At 40.4% G+C, this 22976-nt stretch carries 24 protein-coding genes; 23 read left to right on the top strand and 1 reads right to left on the bottom strand.

Annotated elements, in window-relative coordinates:
• The first annotated feature begins 3 nt into the window (after window positions 1-3).
• From ACLV7Q_RS02775 to ACLV7Q_RS02825, 11 genes are all read left to right on the top strand, one after another.
• Window positions 4-333 carry a hypothetical protein gene (locus ACLV7Q_RS02775; protein ID WP_100104139.1) on the top strand — a complete coding sequence of 110 codons (330 nt, stop codon included), beginning with the start codon at window positions 4-6 and terminating at the stop codon, window positions 331-333.
• Window positions 326-1429 carry a Gfo/Idh/MocA family protein gene (locus ACLV7Q_RS02780; protein ID WP_050073351.1) on the top strand — a complete coding sequence of 368 codons (1104 nt, stop codon included), beginning with the start codon at window positions 326-328 and terminating at the stop codon, window positions 1427-1429. Before ACLV7Q_RS02775 ends, ACLV7Q_RS02780 begins: the two co-directional genes overlap by 8 nt.
• Window positions 1430-1608: 179 nt before the next feature.
• Complete coding sequence (locus tag ACLV7Q_RS02785; protein WP_049512393.1) at window positions 1609-2307, top strand: N-acetylmannosamine-6-phosphate 2-epimerase; 699 nt, start codon at window positions 1609-1611, stop codon at window positions 2305-2307.
• A gap of 114 nt (window positions 2308-2421) precedes the next feature.
• Window positions 2422-3750 carry an ABC transporter substrate-binding protein gene (locus ACLV7Q_RS02790; protein ID WP_218756968.1) on the top strand — a complete coding sequence of 443 codons (1329 nt, stop codon included), beginning with the start codon at window positions 2422-2424 and terminating at the stop codon, window positions 3748-3750.
• A gap of 251 nt (window positions 3751-4001) precedes the next feature.
• Complete coding sequence (locus tag ACLV7Q_RS02795; protein ID WP_218756977.1) at window positions 4002-4868, top strand: carbohydrate ABC transporter permease; 867 nt, start codon at window positions 4002-4004, stop codon at window positions 4866-4868.
• Between the two features lie 15 nt (window positions 4869-4883).
• The gene (locus ACLV7Q_RS02800; RefSeq protein WP_001192007.1) at window positions 4884-5723 is read left to right on the top strand and encodes a carbohydrate ABC transporter permease; all 840 of its coding nucleotides are present in this window, start codon (window positions 4884-4886) and stop codon (window positions 5721-5723) included.
• A gap of 227 nt (window positions 5724-5950) precedes the next feature.
• Window positions 5951-6403: a YhcH/YjgK/YiaL family protein gene (locus ACLV7Q_RS02805; RefSeq protein ID WP_218756967.1), complete on the top strand. Its 453-nt coding sequence runs from the start codon at window positions 5951-5953 to the stop codon at window positions 6401-6403.
• Between the two features lie 283 nt (window positions 6404-6686).
• On the top strand, window positions 6687-6881 hold the full coding sequence (locus tag ACLV7Q_RS02810) for a hypothetical protein (protein WP_050307318.1): 195 nt from the start codon (window positions 6687-6689) through the stop codon (window positions 6879-6881).
• Window positions 6882-6963: 82 nt separating this feature from the next.
• Window positions 6964-7608: a YesL family protein gene (locus tag ACLV7Q_RS02815; RefSeq protein WP_218756966.1), complete on the top strand. Its 645-nt coding sequence runs from the start codon at window positions 6964-6966 to the stop codon at window positions 7606-7608.
• A 173-nt stretch (window positions 7609-7781) separates the two neighbouring features.
• Window positions 7782-8699, top strand: a complete 918-nt coding sequence (locus ACLV7Q_RS02820; protein ID WP_001281495.1) for a dihydrodipicolinate synthase family protein — start codon at window positions 7782-7784, stop codon at window positions 8697-8699.
• A 17-nt stretch (window positions 8700-8716) separates the two neighbouring features.
• Complete coding sequence (locus tag ACLV7Q_RS02825) at window positions 8717-9601, top strand: ROK family protein (RefSeq protein WP_218756965.1); 885 nt, start codon at window positions 8717-8719, stop codon at window positions 9599-9601.
• Between the two features lie 15 nt (window positions 9602-9616).
• Here ACLV7Q_RS02825 and ACLV7Q_RS02830 read toward each other — a convergent pair whose 3' ends face one another.
• Window positions 9617-10468, bottom strand: coding sequence for a MurR/RpiR family transcriptional regulator (locus tag ACLV7Q_RS02830; RefSeq protein ID WP_049531834.1), 852 nt, complete (start codon window positions 10466-10468; stop codon window positions 9617-9619).
• Window positions 10469-10660: 192 nt separating this feature from the next.
• On the opposite strand from ACLV7Q_RS02830, the gene pbp2b reads away from it, so the two are divergent.
• The 12 genes from pbp2b to ACLV7Q_RS02890 all read left to right on the top strand — a co-directional run bounded on the left by pbp2b (window position 10661) and on the right by ACLV7Q_RS02890 (window position 22829).
• Entirely contained in the window at window positions 10661-12718 is a 2058-nt protein-coding gene (gene pbp2b, locus ACLV7Q_RS02835) for a penicillin-binding protein PBP2B (RefSeq protein ID WP_218756964.1), read from the top strand.
• A gap of 10 nt (window positions 12719-12728) precedes the next feature.
• Window positions 12729-13325, top strand: a complete 597-nt coding sequence (recR, locus tag ACLV7Q_RS02840) for a recombination mediator RecR (RefSeq protein ID WP_000966739.1) — start codon at window positions 12729-12731, stop codon at window positions 13323-13325.
• 175 nt (window positions 13326-13500) lie between these two features.
• Window positions 13501-14544 (top strand): D-alanine--D-alanine ligase, encoded by a 1044-nt coding sequence (locus tag ACLV7Q_RS02845; protein ID WP_218756963.1) that lies wholly within the window; start codon window positions 13501-13503, stop codon window positions 14542-14544.
• A gap of 84 nt (window positions 14545-14628) precedes the next feature.
• Entirely contained in the window at window positions 14629-16002 is a 1374-nt protein-coding gene (locus ACLV7Q_RS02850; RefSeq protein WP_218756962.1) for a UDP-N-acetylmuramoyl-tripeptide--D-alanyl-D-alanine ligase, read from the top strand.
• A 94-nt stretch (window positions 16003-16096) separates the two neighbouring features.
• Window positions 16097-16801 (top strand): TIGR02206 family membrane protein, encoded by a 705-nt coding sequence (locus ACLV7Q_RS02855; RefSeq protein WP_218756961.1) that lies wholly within the window; start codon window positions 16097-16099, stop codon window positions 16799-16801.
• A gap of 218 nt (window positions 16802-17019) precedes the next feature.
• Window positions 17020-18393, top strand: a complete 1374-nt coding sequence (ftsA, locus tag ACLV7Q_RS02860; RefSeq protein WP_164226770.1) for a cell division protein FtsA — start codon at window positions 17020-17022, stop codon at window positions 18391-18393.
• Between the two features lie 16 nt (window positions 18394-18409).
• Complete coding sequence (gene ftsZ, locus ACLV7Q_RS02865; protein WP_000144272.1) at window positions 18410-19669, top strand: cell division protein FtsZ; 1260 nt, start codon at window positions 18410-18412, stop codon at window positions 19667-19669.
• A 4-nt stretch (window positions 19670-19673) separates the two neighbouring features.
• Complete coding sequence (locus ACLV7Q_RS02870; RefSeq protein ID WP_001101083.1) at window positions 19674-20345, top strand: YggS family pyridoxal phosphate-dependent enzyme; 672 nt, start codon at window positions 19674-19676, stop codon at window positions 20343-20345.
• A gap of 9 nt (window positions 20346-20354) precedes the next feature.
• Complete coding sequence (locus ACLV7Q_RS02875; RefSeq protein ID WP_218756960.1) at window positions 20355-20894, top strand: cell division protein SepF; 540 nt, start codon at window positions 20355-20357, stop codon at window positions 20892-20894.
• Window positions 20894-21157, top strand: a complete 264-nt coding sequence (locus ACLV7Q_RS02880; RefSeq protein WP_050111387.1) for a YggT family protein — start codon at window positions 20894-20896, stop codon at window positions 21155-21157. Before ACLV7Q_RS02875 ends, ACLV7Q_RS02880 begins: the two co-directional genes overlap by 1 nt.
• Entirely contained in the window at window positions 21154-21939 is a 786-nt protein-coding gene (locus ACLV7Q_RS02885) for an RNA-binding protein (RefSeq protein WP_218756959.1), read from the top strand. Before ACLV7Q_RS02880 ends, ACLV7Q_RS02885 begins: the two co-directional genes overlap by 4 nt.
• 8 nt (window positions 21940-21947) lie before the next feature.
• A complete protein-coding gene (locus tag ACLV7Q_RS02890) occupies window positions 21948-22829 on the top strand; it encodes a DivIVA domain-containing protein (RefSeq protein ID WP_218756958.1) in 882 nt (293 codons plus the stop codon).
• The last annotated feature ends 147 nt before the right edge of the window (window positions 22830-22976 follow it).

The following is a 22976-nucleotide window of genomic DNA, read 5'->3' on the forward strand; positions in this document are numbered from 1 at the left end:
TCAATGAAAATCAAAGAGCAAACTAGGAAACTAGCCGCAGGCTGCTCAAAGTACAGCTTTGAGGTTGCAGATAAAACTGACGAAGTCAGCTCAAAACATGTTTTTGAAGTTGTAGATGAAACTGACGAAGTCAGCTCAAAACACGTTTTTGAGGCTGTAGATGAAACTGACGAAGTCAGCTCAAAACATGTTTTTGAGGCTGTAGATGAAGCTGACGAAGTCAGTAACCATACACACAGTAAGGCGACGTTGACGCGGTTTGAAGAGATTTTCGAAGAGTATAAGTTAAAATTAGAAAGTTTATTCAATAACAAAGGAGAAAAACATGGTTAAATATGGTGTTGTTGGAACAGGATATTTTGGGGCTGAGTTAGCTCGTTATATGCAAAAGAATGATGGAGCAGAGATTACTCTTCTCTATGACCCAGATAATGCAGAGGCGATTGCAGAAGAATTGGGAGCAAAAGTAGCAAGCTCCTTAGATGAGTTGGTTTCTAGCGATGAAGTAGATTGTGTTATCGTCGCAACTCCAAATAATCTTCATAAGGAACCGGTTATTAAGGCTGCACAACATGGTAAAAATGTTTTCTGTGAAAAACCAATTGCGCTTTCTTATCAAGATTGTCGCGAGATGGTAGATGCGTGTAAAGAAAACAATGTAACCTTTATGGCAGGACATATTATGAATTTCTTTAATGGTGTCCATCATGCAAAAGAACTCATTAATCAAGGAGTCATCGGAGACGTTCTATATTGTCACACAGCTCGTAATGGTTGGGAAGAACAACAACCGTCCGTATCATGGAAAAAAATTCGTGAAAAATCAGGTGGTCACTTGTATCACCACATCCATGAGTTGGATTGTGTTCAATTCCTTATGGGTGGTATGCCTGAAACTGTAACCATGACAGGTGGAAATGTAGCCCATGAAGGTGAACATTTCGGTGATGAAGATGATATGATTTTTGTCAATATGGAATTTTCTAATAAGCGTTTTGCTTTGTTAGAATGGGGTTCAGCTTATCGTTGGGGTGAACATTATGTCTTAATCCAAGGAACCAAAGGTGCCATCCGCTTAGACTTATTCAACTGTAAAGGAACTCTTAAGCTAGATGGACAAGAAAGCTATTTCTTGATTCACGAATCTCAAGAAGAAGATGATGATCGTACTCGTATCTATCATAGTACAGAAATGGACGGAGCAATTGCTTATGGTAAACCAGGTAAACGTACTCCATTATGGCTATCATCTGTGATTGATAAAGAAATGCGCTATCTGCATGAGATTATGCAAGGAGCACCAGTATCAGAAGAATTTGCAAAACTATTGACAGGTGAAGCTGCCCTAGAAGCAATTGCCACTGCAGATGCTTGTACCCAGTCTATGTTTGAAGATCGCAAAGTAAAATTGTCAGAAATTGTAAACTAAATTTTGGTATTCTCCTATTATAGGTCGACTTGCTCCTCTGAAAGTACTTTTAGAGGAGCTGTTTGACTTGGCTAGTTTTTGAAACTGAAATCTATTATACTACAAACTCTTGAAAGCGTTTTATTTTTAAGGTATAATAATCTCATAGAAACAAAGAAAAAGGAAAAGGAGGAAAGAGGATGCCACAGATTAGCAAAGAAGCCTTGATTGAGCAAATCAAAGATGGAATCATCGTTTCTTGTCAGGCTCTTCCTCATGAACCGCTTTATACAGAAGCGGGAGGGGTGATTCCCTTGCTGGTCAAAGCGGCTGAGCAAGGTGGAGCAGTCGGTATCCGAGCCAATAGTGTTCGCGATATCAAGGAAATCAAGGAAGTCACCAAACTTCCGATTATTGGGATAATCAAACGAGATTATCCGCCACAAGAACCCTTCATCACGGCTACCATGAAAGAAGTTGATGAATTGGCAGAACTGGACATCGAGGTGATTGCTCTGGATTGTACCAAGCGTGAACGCTACGATGGCTTGGAAATTCAAGAGTTCATTCGTCAGGTTAAGGAGAAATATCCTAACCAGCTCTTGATGGCTGATACTAGTATCTTCGAAGAAGGACTAGCAGCTGTAGAAGCAGGAATTGACTTTGTCGGAACAACCTTGTCAGGATACACATCCTACAGTCCAAAAGTAGACGGTCCAGATTTTGAACTCATCAAAAAACTCTGCGATGCCGGTGTAGATGTCATTGCAGAAGGGAAAATTCATACACCAGAACAAGCCAAACAAATCCTTGAATATGGAGTGCGAGGCATCGTTGTTGGTGGCGCTATTACTAGACCAAAAGAGATTACAGAACGCTTCGTTGCTGGTCTCAAATAACACAATCTTAAAAAAGAGGAGAGTGGTGGATGAGTAGGATGAAATGAAATCGCATACAAGAAATAAAGAACTCATTATCCAAGTTGGATACGCTTATAAAATAGGAGAATACAAATGAAATTTAGAAAATTAGCTTGTACAGTACTTGCGAGTGCTGCGGTTCTTGGTCTTGCTGCTTGTGGCAATTCTGGCGGAAGTAAAGATGCTGGCAAATCAGGTGGTGACGGTGCCAAAACAGAAATCACTTGGTGGGCATTCCCAGTATTTACCCAAGAAAAAACTGGTGACGGTGTTGGAACTTATGAAAAATCAATCATCGAAGCGTTTGAAAAAGCAAATCCAGATGTAAAAGTGAAATTGGAAACCATCGACTTCAAGTCAGGTCCTGAAAAAATCACAACAGCTATCGAAGCTGGAACAGCTCCAGATGTACTCTTTGATGCACCAGGACGTATCATCCAATACGGTAAAAACGGTAAATTGGCTGAGTTGAACGACCTCTTCACAGATGAATTTGTTAAAGATGTCAATAACGAAAACATCGTACAAGCAAGTAAAGCTGGAGACAAGGCTTACATGTATCCAATTAGTTCTGCCCCATTCTACATGGCAATGAACAAGAAAATGTTAGAAGATGCTGGAGTGGCAAACCTTGTAAAAGAAGGTTGGACAACTGATGATTTTGAAAAAGTATTGAAAGCACTCAAAGACAAGGGTTACACACCAGGTTCATTGTTCAGTTCTGGTCAAGGGGGAGACCAAGGAACACGTGCCTTTATCTCTAACCTTTATAGCGGTTCTGTAACAGATGAAAAAGTTAGCAAATATACAACTGATGATCCTAAATTCGTCAAAGGTCTTGAAAAAGCAACTAGCTGGATTAAAGACAATTTGCTCAATAATGGTTCACAATTTGACGGTGGAGCAGATATCCAAAACTTTGCCAACGGTCAAACATCTTACACAATCCTTTGGGCACCAGCTCAAAATGGTATCCAAGCTAAACTTTTAGAAGCAAGTAAGGTAGAAGTGGTAGAAGTACCATTCCCATCAGACGAAGGTAAACCAGCTCTTGAATACCTTGTAAACGGATTTGCAGTATTCAACAACAAAGACGACAAGAAAGTCGCTGCATCTAAGAAATTCATCCAATTTATCGCAGATGACAAAGAGTGGGGTCCAAAAGACGTAGTTCGTACAGGTGCTTTCCCAGTTCGTACTTCATTTGGAAAACTTTATGATGATAAACGTATGGAAACAATCAGCGGCTGGACTCAATACTACTCACCATACTACAACACTATTGATGGATTTGCTGAAATGAGAACACTTTGGTTCCCAATGTTGCAATCTGTATCAAATGGTGACGAAAAACCAGCGGACGCTTTGAAAGCCTTCACTGAAAAAGCGAACGAAACAATTAAAAAAGCTATGAAACAATAGTCCTTAGTTATTCTATAAAAAGTAGTTTTTTAAAGAACCTAAGAGTGTATACCCCCTTTTCCCTCTACACAGATAGTGTAAGAAAAGGGGGGCTTTTGTTTAAAATGTAAGAAATTGTCACGAAATTAAAATGAAGTTCTTACATAAGCGAATCATAAAAAATTTCATTTTGATTTTAAAACAGTTCAAGAAAGTCAAAAAATATTCTATTTGAAAGAGAGGTGCCTACTGTGAAAGTCAATAAAATCCGTATGCGGGAAACAGTGATTTCCTATGCTTTCCTAGCACCAGTGTTGTTCTTCTTTATTATCTTTGTTTTAGCACCAATGATTATGGGCTTCATCACAAGTTTCTTTAACTACTCTATGACTAGCTTTGAATTTGTGGGCTTAGATAACTATATCCGTATGTTTAAAGATCCTGTCTTTACAAAATCTTTGATTAACACAGTTATTTTGGTTATTGGATCTGTGCCAGTTGTTGTTCTATTCTCACTCTTTGTAGCATCGCAAACCTATCACCAAAATGCTATCGCTAGATCATTCTATCGTTTCGTATTCTTCCTTCCAGTTGTTACAGGTAGTGTTGCCGTAACGGTTGTATGGAAATGGATCTATGACCCACTATCAGGTATCTTGAACTTTGTGCTTAAATCAAGTCATATCATTACTCAAAACATTTCATGGCTTGGTGATAAGCACTGGGCATTGATGGCGATTATGATTATCCTCTTGACAACTTCAGTTGGTCAACCGATTATCCTTTATATCGCTGCTATGGGGAATATTGACAATTCACTGGTTGAAGCGGCGCGTGTTGATGGTGCAACTGAGTTTCAAGTTTTTTGGAAGATTAAATGGCCAAGCCTTCTTCCAACAACTCTTTATATTGCAATCATCACAACAATTAACTCATTCCAGTGTTTCGCTTTGATTCAGCTTTTGACATCTGGTGGTCCAAACTACTCAACAAGTACACTTATGTACTACCTTTACGAAAAAGCCTTCCAATTGACAGAATACGGTTATGCCAACACAATTGGTGTCTTCTTGGCAGTCATGATCGCTATCGTAAGCTTTGTTCAATTTAAAGTACTCGGAAACGACGTAGAATACTAAAGAAAGGAGACAGCTATGCAATCTACAGAAAAAAAACCATTAACAGCCTTTACTGTTATTTCAACAATCATTTTGCTCTTGTTGACTGTGCTGTTCATCTTTCCATTCTACTGGATTTTGACAGGGGCATTCAAATCACAACCTGATACAATCGTTATTCCTCCTCAGTGGTTCCCTAAAATGCCAACCATGGAAAACTTCCAACAACTCATGGTGCAGAACCCTGCCTTGCAGTGGATGTGGAACTCTGTGTTTATCTCGCTGGTAACCATGTTCTTAGTCTGTGCAACCTCATCTCTAGCAGGTTATGTATTGGCTAAAAAACGTTTCTATGGTCAACGTATCCTATTTGCCATCTTTATCGCTGCCATGGCGCTTCCAAAACAAGTTGTCCTTGTACCATTGGTACGTATCGTCAACTTCATGGGAATTCATGACACTCTTTGGGCAGTTATCTTGCCTTTGATTGGATGGCCGTTTGGTGTCTTCCTTATGAAACAATTCAGCGAAAACATCCCAACAGAATTGCTTGAATCAGCTAAAATCGATGGTTGTGGTGAGATTCGTACTTTCTGGAGCGTAGCCTTCCCAATTGTGAAACCAGGATTTGCAGCCCTTGCAATCTTTACCTTCATCAATACATGGAACGACTACTTCATGCAGTTGGTTATGTTGACTTCACGTAACAATTTGACCATCTCACTTGGGGTTGCAACTATGCAGGCTGAAATGGCAACCAACTATGGTTTGATTATGGCAGGTGCAGCTCTTGCTGCTGTGCCAATCGTAACAGTCTTCCTAGTCTTCCAAAAATCCTTTACTCAGGGGATTACTATGGGAGCGGTCAAAGGATAATACTCTGCGAAAATCGAATTCAAACTACGTCAGCGTCACCTTACCATACTTAAGTATTGCTTGCGGTTAGCTTCCTAGTTTGTTCTTCAATTTTCATTGAGTATAAGAGAATACAGAGTTATAAGTGTCTACAAAATGGAGGGTATGCAGTTACTTTATGAAGTTTTGTCAGACACTTATCAATTTAAGAATGCTTTTAGTTAACTATCAGAAACGAAGGAAAGAGTATGATTTTTGACGATTTGAAAAACATCACCTTTTACAAAGGGATTCATCCCAATTTAGATAAGGCTATCGACTATCTCTACCAACATCGTAAAGATTCTTTCGAGTTAGGAAAGTATGAGATTGATGGAGACAAGGTCTTTCTAGTTGTTCAGGAAAATGTCCTCAATCAAGCTGAAAATGATCAATTTGAGTATCATAAGAACTATGCAGATTTGCATTTGCTGGTAGAAGGGCATGAATATTCGAGCTACGGTTCACGTATCAAGGATGAAGCAGTAGCATTTGACGAAACAAGTGATATTGGTTTTGTCCATTGTCATGAACACTACCCACTCTTATTGGGTTATCACAATTTTGCGATTTTCTTCCCAGGTGAGCCACATCAACCAAATGGTTATGCAGGTATGGAAGATCAAGTTCGTAAGTATTTGTTTAAAATTTTGATTGATTAAAAATAGGATGAATTGTTTTTTTGTAAAGCTTTGATAATACTCTACCATGAAATTGATCTTTGTGAGGTAGAGAAATGAGCTCTTATTGTCAGTATCTTTATTCAGAAATGCTATTGGTATGGTAGGATTGAAGTTCAGCAAAGTCTTTATGGCTGCGGGAGCAAGAGTAGGATCACTGATCAAGATTTATGGAAGGATTTTACAAATAGCTGTGAATCTAGTTGATGTATATGGTTGTATAAACTTTTAAAACGAGAGAATGAAAGCACTTTGTATTTTTTTATTGAAAGCACTTTGTATTTTTTTATTGAATATGTTAGCTTGGACAGTACTTGCAATGATAATCCGTGGAGGGCTAGATGGATTTAATGAGCATACTTGGAGTAGTATTTTAATTGCTTCGCTGTCCGGGATATATATAGATTATATGTCCATAGATAAAAATAGAAAAAAGTCCAAAAGAAAAAAGAAAAAATAGCTTTGTTCATGGTAGGGACTTATGAAAGCTTTACTGACAAAAAAGAAAACAGTTTACAAAGAAAAATGATGGAGGAGCAAAGATGTCACAAAAAGGAAGAAGTCTCATCAAGGCTGCATTTGATACAGATAATTTTCTCATGCGAATTAGTGAGAAGGTTTTAGATATTGTAACAATCAATCTTCTCTTTGTAGTAACTTGTTTGCCAATCGTAACGATTGGAGTGGCTAAAATCAGCCTCTACGAGACCATGTTCGAAGTTAAGAAGAGCAGACGTGTTCCAGTTTTTAGAACCTATCTAAGAGTTTTCAGGCAAAATCTGAAACTAGGTTTTCAGTTGGGGATGTTAGAATTAGGAATTGTATTTCTAACTCTTTCAGATCTCTATCTTTTCTGGGGTCAAACAGCTCTGCCCTTCCAATTGGTGAAAGCTATTTGTCTAGGCATTTTGATTTTCCTTACCATTGTGATGTTGGCTAGTTACCCTATTGCGGCACGTTATGACCTATCTTGGAAAGAAATTCTTCAAAAAGGATTGATGTTGGCTAGTTTTAACGCTCCTTGGTTTATCTTGATGATTGCAATTATCTTTTTGATTTTGATGATTCTATATCTATCAGCCTTTACCCTTCTATTGGGAGGATCAGCTTTTATTCTCTTTGGTTTTGGACTTCTTACTTTTTTACAAGTGGGAGTGATGGAAAAGCTATTTGCTAAGTATGAGTAAGGGGTGCAATTATTTCTGAAACTACTTTCAAACGCTCCAAACGCTATTCTATAAGCGAGAAACTAAAATCTAAGTGTCTACAAGATATTGAAAGCCTTTTCGGTAAAGTGTATACTAAAGAAGTAAAGAAAGAATCTGCTTTAGCAGAAAATAAAAATAATAGGAGAAAATCTATGTCAGATTTAAAAAAATACGAAGGTGTCATTCCAGCCTTCTACGCATGTTATGATGATCAAGGAGAAGTAAGTCCAGAGCGTACGCGTGCCTTGGTTCAATACTTCATTGATAAAGGTGTTCAAGGTCTTTATGTCAATGGTTCTTCTGGTGAATGTATATACCAAAGCGTTGAAGACCGCAAGTTAATCTTGGAAGAAGTCATGGCAGTTGCTAAAGGTAAATTGACCATCATTGCTCACGTGGCTTGCAACAATACCAAAGATAGTATGGAACTTGCTCGCCATGCAGAAAGCTTGGGTGTAGATGCCATTGCAACGATTCCACCAATTTACTTCCGCTTGCCAGAATACTCAGTTGCTAAATATTGGAACGATATCAGTTCTGCAGCTCCAAACACAGACTATGTGATCTACAACATTCCTCAATTGGCAGGAGTTGCTTTGACTCCAAGCCTTTACACAGAAATGTTGAAGAATCCTCGTGTTATTGGTGTGAAGAACTCTTCTATGCCAGTTCAAGATATCCAAACCTTTGTGAGCCTTGGTGGGGAAGACCATATCGTCTTTAACGGTCCAGATGAACAGTTCCTAGGTGGTCGCCTCATGGGTGCCAAAGCTGGTATCGGTGGTACTTATGGCGCTATGCCAGAACTCTTCTTGAAACTCAATCAGTTGATTGCTGACAAAGACTTGGAAACAGCGCGTGAGTTGCAGTATGCTATCAACGCTATCATTGGTAAACTCACTGCTGCACATGGAAATATGTATGGTGTCATCAAAGAAGTTTTGAAGATCAATGAAGGCTTGAATATTGGATCTGTTCGTTCACCATTGACACCAGTGACTGAAGAAGATCGCCCAGTTGTAGAAGCAGCTGCAGCCTTGATTCGCGAAACCAAGGAGCGCTTCCTCTAATCCATAAGGAGGTATTTATGACACACTACGTTGCAATTGATATCGGTGGAACAAATATCAAATATGGTTTGATTGACCAAGAAGGCCAACTTGTTGAATCGCATGAAATGCCAACAGAGGCGCATAAAGGTGGACCTCATATCTTACAAAAAACCAAAGATATCGTAGCCAGTTATTTAGAAAAAGGCCCAGTAGCAGGTGTTGCCATTTCTTCGGCAGGTATGGTGGACCCTGATAAGGGCGAAATTTTCTACGCTGGACCTCAGATTCCTAACTACGCAGGCACCCAGTTCAAAAAGGAAATCGAAGAAAGCTTTACTATTCCTTGTGAGATTGAAAATGATGTCAACTGTGCAGGTCTGGCTGAAGCGGTATCTGGTTCAGGCAAGGGAGCAAGTGTGACACTTTGCTTGACCATTGGAACAGGTATCGGAGGTTGCTTGATTATGGATGGAAAAGTCTTCCATGGATTTAGCAATTCAGCCTGTGAAGTTGGGTATATGCATATGCAGGATGGAGCGTTCCAAGACTTAGCCTCGACCACAGCTTTAGTGAAATATGTAGCTGAAGCACATGGAGAAGATGTTGATCAGTGGAATGGCCGACGCATCTTTAAGGAAGCCACTGAAGGCAACAAGATTTGTATGGCTGGTATTGACCGTATGGTAGACTATCTAGGAAAAGGTCTGGCAAATATTTGCTATGTGGCCAATCCAGAAGTAGTCATTCTCGGTGGCGGTATCATGGGACAAGAGGCTATCCTCAAACCCAAGATCCGCACAGCCTTGAAGGCGGCCTTGGTACCAAGCCTAGCTGAAAAAACACGATTAGAATTTGCCCATCACCAAAATACAGCAGGTATGTTGGGTGCATATTATCATTTTAAGACAAAACAATCCTAGTTTGGCTGAGCCAAACTAGGATTTTCTGACACGTTTTTGTCTACGATAGCCGTTGAGTTTCTTATTTTCCCAGTAGCTATTAAAGATTTTTTCCTTGCTTTCGCGATTGATTTCCAAAAAGTAGGCATAAATCAAATCGATAAAGAAGAGCATAGGAAGTTGAGCGGATATTCGTTGGATATAGGAAGGCTGGCTGTGGGTGGCTACAAGAACAGTCTCTGTATAGGTCTGGTTATCTTTACTGGGAACACTTGAAAAGAGTACCGTCTTTGCCCCCATCTCCTTGGCATCTAATAAACTGTCTAAAATAGAGGGAGTTGTGCCAGAAAGTGAGAAACCAAGTACGAGACAATTTTCGTCCATAATACTGGTTGTCCAGGCAAAGCCGTCTTGATCGGTCAAGGCCTCGCAGACCACACCCAGACGCATGAAGCGCAATTTCATTTCACGAGCTACTAGGCCAGAACTCCCTGTTCCGAAGAAGTAGACACGCTCAGCATCTTCGATTAATTGGGCAATTCGTTCTAGTTGGACTTCGTCAATCAAGTCTTGCGTTTGTTCCCTCATGTTGCTATAACTTCTGAGGACTCGTTTGGTCAGTGGACTGTGCTTGGAGACTTGATTGGCTTGATTTTCTGCCTGATGTTGGTATTGGAAAATAAATTCTCGGTAGCCAGTAAAGCCACACTTTTTAGCAAAGCGGGTCAAAGCAGCTTGAGAAATATGTAATTTTTGGGTGACTTGTTGAGAAGATAAATCATCTGTAATCGTTTCTGCTTGTAAAAAATAGCGAGCGATTTCTTGCTCTAGGTCTGTCATTTCTTCAAAATGTGAATCAATGACAGTTGCGATATCTGGTTTGTCCATAGGGAAGGCTCCTTTAAATGAGTCGTGTTGGAAAAGACTAGATTATTGAACTTTTACATTCATTATAACATATAATATAGGGAGGGATAAATAAAAACGTATCTTACTGTAAAAACGAAAAAAAGCTTCTTTCTTTTCCATAATTTTCTACTCAAATTGTGGTACAATTAAGAGTAAGATTTTAAGTTAGAAATGAGACTGATTTGTATGAGAAAATTTAACAGCCATTCGATTCCGATTCGGCTTAATTTATTGTTTGCAATTGTCATTTTACTCTTTATGACCATTATTGGTCGTTTGTTGTATATGCAGGTTCTGAACAAGGATTTTTACGAAAAAAAGCTAGCCTCAGCTAGTCAGACCAAGGTCACAACCAGTTCTGCCCGTGGGGAGATTTATGATGCTAGTGGAAAACCTTTGGTAGAAAATACGTTAAAGCAGGTTGTTTCCTTTACGCGTAGCAATAAAATGACGGCTACAGACTTAAAAGAAATAGCTAAAAAGTTACTGACTTATGTGAGCATTAGTTCGCCAAATTTGACAGAACGCCAGCTGGCTGATTACTATTTGGCTGATCCTGAAATCTATAAAAAAACAGTGGAAGCTCTCCCAAGTGAGAAACGCTTGGATTCAGATGGCAATCGCCTATCCGAATCAGAACTGTATAACAATGCGGTCGATAGTGTCCCAACAAGTCAACTAAACTATACAGAGGATGAAAAGAAAGAAATCTATCTTTTTAGTCAGTTAAATGCTGTTGGAAACTTTGCGACAGGAACCATTGCGACAGATCCTCTAAATGATTCTCAGGTGGCTGTTATTGCCTCTATTTCAAAGGAGATGCCTGGCATTAGTATTTCTACTTCTTGGGATCGAAAGATTTTGGAAACTTCCCTTTCTTCTATAGTAGGGAGTGTATCCAGTGAAAAAGCTGGTCTCCCAGCGGAAGAAGCAGAAGCCTATCTTAAAAAAGGCTATTCTCTAAATGACCGTGTTGGAACCTCGTATTTGGAAAAGCAATATGAAGAGACCTTACAAGGAAAACGCTCGGTAAAAGAAATCCATCTGGATAAATATGGCAATATGGAAAGCGTGGATACAATTGAGGAAGGTAGTAAGGGAAACAATATCAAGCTGACCATTGATTTGGCCTTCCAAGATAGTGTGGATGCTTTGCTGAAAAGTTATTTCAATTCCGAGCTAGGAAATGGTGGAGCCAAGTATTCTGAGGGTGTGTATGCAGTTGCTCTAAATCCAAAAACAGGTGCTGTGTTATCCATGTCAGGGATCAAACATGACCTGAACACGGGAGAGTTAACACAGGATTCCTTGGGAACTGTGACCAATGTCTTTGTACCCGGTTCGGTTGTTAAGGCCGCTACCATCAGCTCAGGTTGGGAAAATGGTGTTTTATCAGGAAACCAAACCTTAACAGATCAGCCTATTGTTTTCCAAGGTTCAGCTCCAATTTATTCTTGGTATAAATTGGCATATGGATCTTTTCCTATTACAGCTGTGGAAGCCTTGGAGTATTCATCTAATGCTTACGTGGTTCAAACCGCTCTTGGAATCATGGGCCAGACCTATCAACCAAATATGTTTGTTGGAACCAGCAATTTGGAAACAGCTATGGGAAAACTTCGTTCGACATTTGCTGAATATGGTCTTGGAGCCTCAACAGGCATTGACCTTCCAAATGAGTCAACTGGTTTTATACCAAAAGAGTATAGCTTTGCTAATTACATCACCAATTCCTTTGGGCAGTTTGATAACTATACGCCCATGCAGTTGGCTCAGTATGTAGCAACTATTGCAAATGATGGTGTTCGTGTGGCTCCTCGTATTGTTGAAGGCATTTATGGTAATAATGATAAGGGAGGACTGGGTGACTTGATTCAGCAACTGCAACCGACAGAGATGAATAAGGTCAATATATCCGACTCCGATATGAGTATCTTGCACCAAGGATTTTACCAAGTATCGCATGGAACTAGTCCCCTTACGACAGGACGGGCGTTTTCAGATGGCGCCACTGTTTCTATCAGTGGTAAGACCGGTACAGGTGAAAGCTATGTAGCTGGTGGTCAAGAAGCTAATAATACCAATGCCGTGGCCTATGCTCCAACAGAAAATCCTCAAATTGCAGTTGCAGTAGTCTTTCCTCATAATACCAATTTAACCAAAAATGTTGGGCCAGCAATTGCTCGCGACATTATCAATTTATATAACCAACACCATCCAATGAATTAGAAAGGAAGCCATGCTTTATCCAACACCTATTGCTAAGTTGATTGACAGTTATTCCAAACTTCCTGGTATTGGGATTAAGACAGCAACTCGACTGGCCTTTTATACTATTGGAATGCCGGATGACGACGTCAATGAATTTGCAAAAAATCTTCTTGCAGCCAAGCGAGAATTGACCTATTGCTCTATTTGTGGACGATTAACAGATGAAGACCCGTGCTCTATCTGTACCGATCCTAGCCGTGATCAGTCTACGATTCTGGTCCTGGAGGATAGCCGCGATGTCGCTGCCATGGAAAATATTCAGGAATACCACGGACTTTACCATGTCCTGCATGGTCTCATTTCTCCCATGAATGGCATTAGTCCAGATGATATCAATCTCAAGAGCCTCATGACCCGTCTTATGGATAGTGAGGTTTCAGAAGTAATTGTAGCAACCAATGCCACAGCAGATGGGGAAGCGACTTCCATGTATCTTTCCCGCTTACTCAAGCCAGCTGGGATCAAGGTTACGCGCCTGGCACGAGGTCTTGCTGTGGGAGCAGATATCGAGTATGCGGACGAAGTGACCCTCTTACGAGCCATTGAAAATCGGACAGAGTTGTAAGTGTAGACAAATTTACGAACTCCATTCATTTATAAAAAATCAAGGAGGCTGAAAATCGTTCCTATCGGCCTCTTTTTGTATAGTGTGATGAGTAGGATCAGGTTCAAGTTTTAAAAAAACAAGCAAATATGATATACTAAAGAGCGAGTATTCTAGTAGAATTAGGACAAATAATATGAAACAAACGATTATTCTTTTATATGGTGGACGGAGTGCGGAACGCGAAGTCTCTGTCCTTTCAGCTGAAAGTGTCATGCGTGCGGTCAACTACGACCGTTTCACAGTCAAGACTTTCTTCATCAGCCAGTCAGGTGACTTTATCAAAACACAGGAATTTAGCCAGACTCCAGGTCAAGAAGATCGTCTCATGACCAATGCGACTATTGACTGGGACAAGAAAATAGCGCCAAGTGCCATCTATGAAGAAGGTGCAGTGGTCTTTCCAGTCCTTCATGGTCCAATGGGAGAGGATGGCTCTGTCCAAGGATTCTTGGAAGTTTTGAAAATGCCTTATGTCGGCTGTAATATCTTGTCATCCAGTCTTGCCATGGATAAAATCACGACCAAGCGTGTTTTAGAATCTGCTGGCATTGCCCAAGTTCCTTATGTGGCCATCGTTGAAGGCGATGATGTGACTGCTAAAATCGCTGAAGTTGAAGAAAAATTGACTTATCCAGTCTTCACAAAACCATCAAACATGGGTTCAAGTGTCGGTATTTCTAAGTCTGAAAATCAAGAGGAACTTCGTCAAGCCTTGAAACTTGCCTTCCAATATGACAGCCGTGTCTTGGTAGAGCAAGGGGTGAATGCTCGTGAAATTGAAGTTGGTCTACTGGGCAACTACGATGTCAAGAGTACGCTACCAGGAGAAGTAGTCAAGGATGTTGCCTTCTACGATTATGACGCCAAGTATATTGACAACAAGATTACCATGGATATTCCGGCTAAAATCAGTGATGATGTGGTAGCTGTCATGCGTCGAAATGCGGAAACAGCCTTCCGTGCCATTGGTGGTCTTGGTCTCTCTCGTTGCGATTTCTTCTATACAGACAAGGGAGAGATTTTCCTAAACGAGCTTAATACCATGCCAGGTTTTACCCAGTGGTCTATGTACCCACTACTTTGGGACAATATGGGAATCAGTTACCCAGACCTAATCGAGCGATTGGTTGACCTTGCCAAGGAAAGTTTTGACAAGCGCGAAGCGCATTTGCTATAAAAATGAAAGAGAGGGTAGAAGCCAGAACCATCACTGCAAGGTGACTAGAGTTCTCAGACTTCAACCCTTTTTAAAGGAGTAGAAATGAAATTAACAATTCATGAAGTGGCCCAAGTTGTAGGAGCTAAAAATGATATCAGCATCTTTGAGGACACCCAGTTAGAAAAAGCTGAGTTTGACAGTCGTTTGATTGCGACAGGAGATTTATTTGTGCCCCTCAAAGGTGCGCGTGACGGCCATGACTTTATTGAAAGAGCCTTTGAAAATGGCGCTGCTGTAACCTTGTCTGAGAAAGAAATCGCAAATCATCCTTACATTCTAGTAGACGATGTGTTGACTGCCTTTCAACAACTAGCTGCCTACTATCTTGAGAAAACAGCTGTTGATGTCTTTGCAGTTACGGGTTCAAATGGTAAGACGACGACCAAGGATATGTTGGCGCACTTGCTATCAACAACCTACAAAACCTACAAAACGCAAGGCAACTACAATAACGAGATTGGCCTTCCTTACACAGTTCTCCATATGCCTCAAGGAACAGAAAAGTTGGTCTTGGAGATGGGGCAGGATCACTTGGGAGATATTCATCTCTTGTCAGAATTGGCTCGTCCAAAAACAGCCATCGTGACCTTAGTTGGAGAAGCCCATTTGGCCTTTTTCAAAGATCGTTCGGAGATTGCCCAAGGAAAAATGCAAATTGCAGATGGCATGGCTGAAGGTTCTTTGCTTTTGGCCCCAGCCGACTCCATTGTAGAGGCCTACTTGCCAGCTGATAAAAAGGTGGTCCGTTTTGGGCAAGGAGCTGAGTTGGAAATCACAGACTTGGTTGAGCGTAAGGACAGTCTGACCTTTAAGGCTAATTTCTTGGAACAAGCCCTCGATTTGCCAGTGACTGGTAAGTACAATGCGACAAATGCTATGATTGCGTCCTATGTTGCCCTACAAGAAGAAGTTTCAGAGGAGCAGATTCGTCAGGCCTTCCAAGGTCTTGAATTGACGCGTAACCGTACCGAATGGAAGAAAGCAGCCAATGGAGCAGATATTTTGTCTGACGTTTACAACGCCAATCCAACTGCTATGAAGCTGATTTTAGAGACTTTCTCTGCCATTCCAGCCAATGAAGGTGGCAAAAAAATCGCTGTCTTGGCGGATATGAAGGAACTTGGTGACCAGTCTATTCAACTCCATAATCAGATGATTTTGAGCCTTTCTCCAGATGTGCTGGATACCGTGATTTTCTACGGAGAAGACATTGCTGAATTGGCCCAACTTGCCAGTCAAATGTTCCCAATCGGCCACGTTTACTACTTCAAGAAAACAGAAGACCAAGACCAATTTGAAAACCTAGTCAAGCAGGTCAAAGAAAGCCTTGGAGTCAATGACCAAATCCTACTCAAAGGCTCTAACTCTATGAATCTAGCCAAACTGGTAGAAAGTTTAGAAAATGAAGACAAGTAATTTTGTCAAACATTTACGTATTTCTAAATCCATTTTTCTTAAGTAGCATGGTATAATAAAATGCAGGAAAATTTTGAATCATGAGGAAGACTAGATGAATTTATGGGATATTTTCTTTACGACTCAGGCAACAGAGCCACCTAAGTTTGATCTTTTTTGGTATGTCAGTATATTTACACTCTTGGCTTTGACCTTTTATACAGCCTATCGTTATCGTGAAAAGAAGGTTTACCAACGATTTTTCCAAATCTTGCAAGCTGTTCAGTTAATCCTTCTCTATGGTTGGTACTGGGTCAATCATATGCCACTATCAGAAAGCTTACCCTTTTATCATTGCCGTATGGCCATGTTTGTAGTACTTTTGCTTCCTGGTCAGTCTAAGTATAGGCAGTATTTTGCATTGCTAGGAACATTTGGGACATTAGCAGCCTTTGTTTATCCAGTGCCAGATGCCTATCCTTTCCCCCATATTGCGATTTTGTCCTTTATCTTTGGGCATTTAGCACTCTTGGGGAACTCTCTAGTTTATCTATTGAGACAGTATAGTGCGCGATTGCTGGATGTGAAGGGGATTTTTCTCATGACCTTTGCCCTAAATGCCTTGATTTTTGTGGTCAATTTGGTAACAGGTGGTGATTATGGATTCTTGACAAAACCACCATTGGTTGGAGATCATGGCTTAGTAGCTAATTATTTAATCGTTTCTCTAGCCCTGTCGGCAGCCATTACTTTGACCAAGAAAATCTTGGAACTATTTTTAGAACAAGAAGCAGAAAAAATGATTGCAAAGAAAGCTTAGAAATGAGCTTTCTTTTTTGATAAATCTGATTTTTTATAATTTGTTTGGAAAATAAAAAAAGTTGATGAGCAAAAGTGAAAAAATAGCAAGTAAATTTAGGAAAAAACTAAGCACAATTAGATTTTTTGTGTTATAATATTCTGTGAATAGCTATGCCTATGTTTAGCTATGGAATAATACGAAGTGCGAAACTTGGAAGATAGAGAGGATGCGATGTAATGGCTAGAGAAGGCTTTTTTACAGGTCTAGATATTGGAACAAGCTCTGTCAAGGTGCTTGTGGCCGAGAAGAGAAATGGTGAATTAAATGTAATTGGCGTGAGTAATGCCAAAAGTAAAGGTGTAAAGGATGGAATTATTGTTGATATTGATGCAGCAGCAACTGCTATCAAGTCAGCCATTTCCCAAGCAGAAGAAAAGGCAGGCATTTCGATTAAATCAGTGAATGTCGGCTTGCCTGGTAATCTTTTGCAGGTAGAACCAACTCAAGGGATGATTCCAGTAACATCTGATACCAAGGAAATTACGGATCAAGATGTTGAAAATGTTGTCAAATCAGCTTTGACAAAGAGTATGACACCTGACCGTGAAGTCATTACCTTTATTCCTGAAGAATTTATTGTGGATGGTTTCCAAGGGATTCGTGACCCACGTGGCATGATGGGGGTTCGCCTTGAAATGCGTGGTTTGCTTTATACAGGACCTCGTACTATCTTGCACAATTTGCGTAAGACAGTTGAACGTGCAGGTGTCCAGGTTGAAAATGTTATCATTTCACCACTAGCAATGGTTCAATCAGTTTTGAACGAAGGTGAACGTGAATTTGGTGCTACAGTGATTGATATGGGGGCAGGTCAAACGACTGTCGCTACAATCCGTAACCAAGAACTCCAATTCACACATATTCTCCAAGAAGGTGGAGATTATGTAACTAAAGATATCTCCAAGGTTTTGAAAACCTCTCGCAAATTAGCAGAAGGCTTGAAACTGAATTACGGGGAAGCCTATCCGCCTCTTGCAAGCAAAGAAACCTTCCAAGTAGAAGTTATTGGAGAAGTAGAAGCAGTCGAAGTGACGGAAGCCTACCTGTCAGAAATTATTTCTGCACGAATCAAGCACATCCTTGAACAAATCAAGCAAGAATTAGATAGAAGACGTCTATTGGAGCTCCCTGGTGGCATTGTATTGATCGGTGGAAATGCTATTTTACCGGGTATGGTAGAATTGGCTCAAGAAGTCTTTGGCGTTCGTGTCAAACTCTATGTTCCAAACCAAGTTGGTATTCGCAATCCAGCCTTTGCGCATGTGATTAGTCTATCGGAATTCGCTGGACAATTGACAGAAGTCAATCTTTTGGCTCAAAGAGCAGTCAAGGGTGAAGTTGCTCTGACTCATCAACCAATTAGTTTTGGGGGAATGATTCAGAAAACAGCTCAGTTTGTACAATCAACGCCTGTTCAACCAGCTCCTGCTCCAGAAGTAGAGCCGGTGGCGCCTACAGAACCAATGGCGGATTTCCAACAAGCTTCACAAAATAAACCGAAATTAGCAGATCGTTTCCGTGGCTTGATCGGAAGCATGTTTGACGAATAAAGAGGAAAAATAAATTATGACATTTTCATTTGATACAGCTGCTGCTCAAGGTGCAGTGATTAAGGTAATTGGTGTCGGTGGAGGTGGTGGCAATGCCATCAACCGTATGGTCGACGAAGGTGTTACAGGCGTAGAATTTATCGCAGCAAACACAGATGTACAAGCATTGAGTAGTACAAAAGCTGAGACTGTTATTCAGTTAGGCCCTAAATTGACTCGAGGTTTGGGTGCAGGAGGTCAACCTGAGGTTGGTCGTAAAGCTGCTGAAGAAAGCGAAGAAACACTGACGGAAGCTATCAGTGGTGCAGATATGGTCTTCATCACTGCTGGTATGGGAGGAGGCTCTGGAACTGGAGCTGCTCCTGTTATTGCTCGTATCGCCAAAGATTTAGGTGCTCTTACAGTTGGTGTTGTAACACGTCCTTTCGGTTTTGAAGGAAGCAAGCGTGGACAATTTGCTGTTGAAGGAATCAACCAACTTCGTGAGCATGTAGATACTCTATTGATTATTTCAAACAACAACTTGCTTGAAATTGTTGATAAGAAAACACCGCTCTTGGAGGCTCTTAGCGAAGCGGATAACGTTCTTCGTCAAGGTGTTCAAGGAATTACCGATTTGATTACCAATCCAGGATTGATTAACCTTGACTTTGCCGATGTGAAAACGGTAATGGCAAACAAAGGGAATGCTCTTATGGGGATTGGTATCGGTAGTGGAGAAGAACGTGTTGTTGAAGCAGCGCGTAAGGCAATTTACTCTCCACTTCTTGAAACAACAATTGATGGAGCAGAAGATGTGATTGTCAACGTAACTGGTGGTCTCGACTTAACCTTGATTGAGGCAGAAGAGGCTTCACAAATTGTGAACCAGGCAGCAGGTCAAGGAGTGAACATCTGGCTCGGTACTTCAATTGATGAAAGTATGCGTGATGAAATTCGTGTAACAGTTGTCGCAACAGGTGTTCGTCAAGACCGCGTAGAAAAGGTTGTGGCTCCACAAGCTAGACCGACTACTAACTACCGTGAGACAGTGAAACCAGCTCATTCACATGGCTTTGATCGTCATTTTGATATGGCAGAAACAGCTGAATTGCCAAAACAAAATCCACGTCGTTTGGAACCAACTCAGGCATCTGCTTTTGGTGATTGGGATCTTCGCCGTGAATCGATTGTTCGTACAACAGATTCAGTCGTTTCTCCAGTTGAACGCTTTGAAGCCCCAACATCACAAGATGAAGATGAATTGGATACACCTCCATTTTTCAAAAATCGTTAAGTAAATGAATGTAAAAGAAAATACAGAACTTGTTTTTCGAGAAGTTGCAGAGGCTAGTCTGAGTGCTCATCGAGAGAGTGGTTCAGTCTCTGTCATTGCAGTTACCAAGTATGTAGATGTACCGACAGCGGAAGCCTTGCTTCCGCTAGGTGTTCATCATATCGGTGAAAATCGTGTCGATAAGTTTCTGGAAAAATATGAAGCTTTAAAAGATCGAGATGTGACTTGGCATTTGATTGGTACCTTACAAAGACGTAAGGTGAAAGATGTTATTCAATACGTTGATTATTTCCATGCCTTGGATTCCGTCAAGCTAGCAGGGGAAATTCAAAAAAGAAGTGACAGAGTCATCAAATGTTTCCTTCAAGTAAATATTTCTAAAGAAGAAAGCAAACACGGTTTTTCGAGAGAGGAACTGCTGGAAATCTTGCCAGAGTTAGCTAGACTAGATAAGATTGAATATGTTGGTTTAATGACGATGGCACCTTTTGAGGCTAGCAGTGAGCAGTTGAAAGAGATTTTCAAGGCAACCCAAGATTTACAAAGAGAAATCCAAGAAAAACAAATTCCAAATATGCCTATGACCGAGTTAAGTATGGGAATGAGTCGTGATTATAAAGAAGCGATTCAATTCGGTTCCACCTTTGTTCGTATAGGTACATCATTTTTTAAGTAGGAGAGAACCATGTCTTTAAAAGATAGATTCGATAGATTTATAGATTATTTTACGGAGGATGAGGATTCAAGTCTCCCTTATGAAAAAAGAGATGAGCCTGTGTTAACTCCAGTAAATTCTTCACAGGAACCGGCTCTCCCAATGCATCAACCTTCACAGTCTGCTGGTGCAAAAGATAGCAATATCACCAGACTTCATGCAAGACAACAGGAATTGGCAAATCAGAGTCAGCGTGCAACGGATAAGGTCATTATAGATGTTCGTTATCCTAGAAAATATGAGGATGCAACAGAAATTGTTGATTTATTGGCAGGAAACGAAAGTATCTTGATTGATTTTCAATATATGACTGAAGTGCAGGCTCGTCGTTGTTTGGACTATTTGGATGGAGCTTGTCATGTTTTAGCTGGAAATTTGAAAAAGGTAGCATCTACTATGTATCTGTTAACACCAGTGAATGTTATTGTCAATGTTGAAGATATTCGTTTACCAGATGAAGATCAACAGGGTGAGTTTGGTTTTGATATGAAGCGAAATAGAGTACGATAATGATTTTTTTAATTCGTATGATTTATAATGCAGTGGATATTTACTCCCTGATTTTGGTGGCCTTTGCTGTCATGTCTTGGTTTCCAGGTGCCTATGAATCAAGTTTAGGTCGTTGGATTGTAGCGTTGGTCAAACCAGTGCTTACTCCCTTGCAACGCCTGCCTTTACAGATAGCGGGTCTTGATTTATCTGTTTGGGTTGCGATTGTTTTGGTTCGATTTTTAGGAGAAAACCTAGTCCGTTTTCTGGCGATGATAGGATGAATAAAGGGATTTACCAGCATTTCTCTATAGAAGACCGTCCCTTTCTTGACAAGGGAATGGAATGGATAAAGAAGGTAGAAGATAGCTATGCTCCTTTTTTAACTTCTTTTATCAATCCTCATCAGGAGAAGCTATTAAAGATTTTGGCCAAAACCTATGGTCTTGCTTGTAGCAGTAGTGGGGAATTCGTCTCGAGTGAGTATGTTCGAGTTTTATTATACCCAGATTATTTCCAACCAGAGTTTTCAGATTTTGAAATATCTCTCCAGGAAATTGTGTATTCCAATAAATTTGAACACTTAACGCATGCCAAAATTTTAGGTACAGTCATCAATCAATTAGGGATTGAACGGAAACTTTTTGGAGATATCCTAGTAGATGAAGAACGGGCGCAGATTATGGTCAATCAGCAGTTTCTTCTTCTCTTTCAAGATGGATTAAAGAAAATTGGCCGTATACCCGTTTCGCTGGAGGAACGTCCTTTCACCGAGAAAATAGATAAGCTAGAACAGTATCGAGAGCTGGATTTATGTGTGTCTAGTTTTAGATTAGATGTTCTTTTATCAAATGTTTTGAAACTATCTAGGAATCAAGCAAACCAGTTGATTGAAAAGAAACTTGTCCAAGTAAATTATCATGTGGTAGACAAATCAGATTATACTGTTCAAGTTGGAGACTTGATTAGTGTGAGAAAATTTGGGCGCTTGAGATTGCTTCAAGATAAGGGACAAACAAAAAAAGAGAAGAAAAAAATAACCGTCCAGTTATTATTAAGTAAGTGAGGAATAGAATGCCAATTACATCATTAGAAATAAAGGACAAAACCTTTGGAACTCGATTCAGAGGTTTTGATCCAGAAGAAGTCGATGAATTTTTAGATATTGTGGTTCGTGATTACGAAGATCTTGTTCGTGCGAATCATGATAAAGATTTGCGTATTAAGAGTTTAGAAGAGCGTTTGTCTTACTTTGACGAAATGAAAGATTCATTGAGCCAGTCTGTATTGATTGCCCAAGACACAGCTGAGCGAGTGAAACAAGCGGCACATGAACGTTCAAACAATATCGTTCACCAAGCAGAACAAGATGCGCAACGCTTGTTGGAAGAAGCTAAATATAAGGCAAATGAGATTCTTCGTCAAGCAACAGACAATGCTAAGAAAGTTGCTGTTGAAACAGAAGAATTGAAGAACAAGAGCCGTGTCTTCCACCAACGTCTCAAATCTACAATTGAGAGTCAGTTGGCTATTGTTGAATCTTCAGATTGGGAAGATATTCTCCGTCCAACAGCGACTTATCTTCAAACCAGTGATGAAGCTTTTAAAGAAGTGGTTAGCGAAGTACTTGGAGAACCGATTCCAGCTCCAATTGAGGAAGAACCAATTGATATGACACGTCAGTTCTCTCAAGCAGAAATGGCAGAGTTACAAGCTCGTATTGAGGCAGCCAATAAAGAATTGGCTGAATTTGAAGCTCAGGCTAAACAGGAAGTGGAAGATCCAACTCCTGTAGTGAGTCCTCAAATGGAAGAAGAGCCTGCTCATCCAGTTGGTCCAATGTACGAAGAACCAGAAGTAGCTCCAGTACATCCTTCGGCTCCAACACCAGTTACAGAAACGTTTGATTCAGCACCAGGATTTGAAGCACCGCAAGAATCTGTTACAATTTTATAAGAAATATTCTGAGAACAATATCTTATCCTTATATTTCCAGCGAGCAGGAGATGGTGTGAGTCCTGCATTCCCTAACGATAAGATTATCCTCTCAAAAACTCAAGTCTGAAGTTAGTAGGATTTGACGTTCCCCACGTTACGGGATAA

Source organism: Streptococcus mitis (genome assembly GCF_965111725.1).
GTDB lineage: Bacteria > Bacillota > Bacilli > Lactobacillales > Streptococcaceae > Streptococcus > Streptococcus mitis_DV.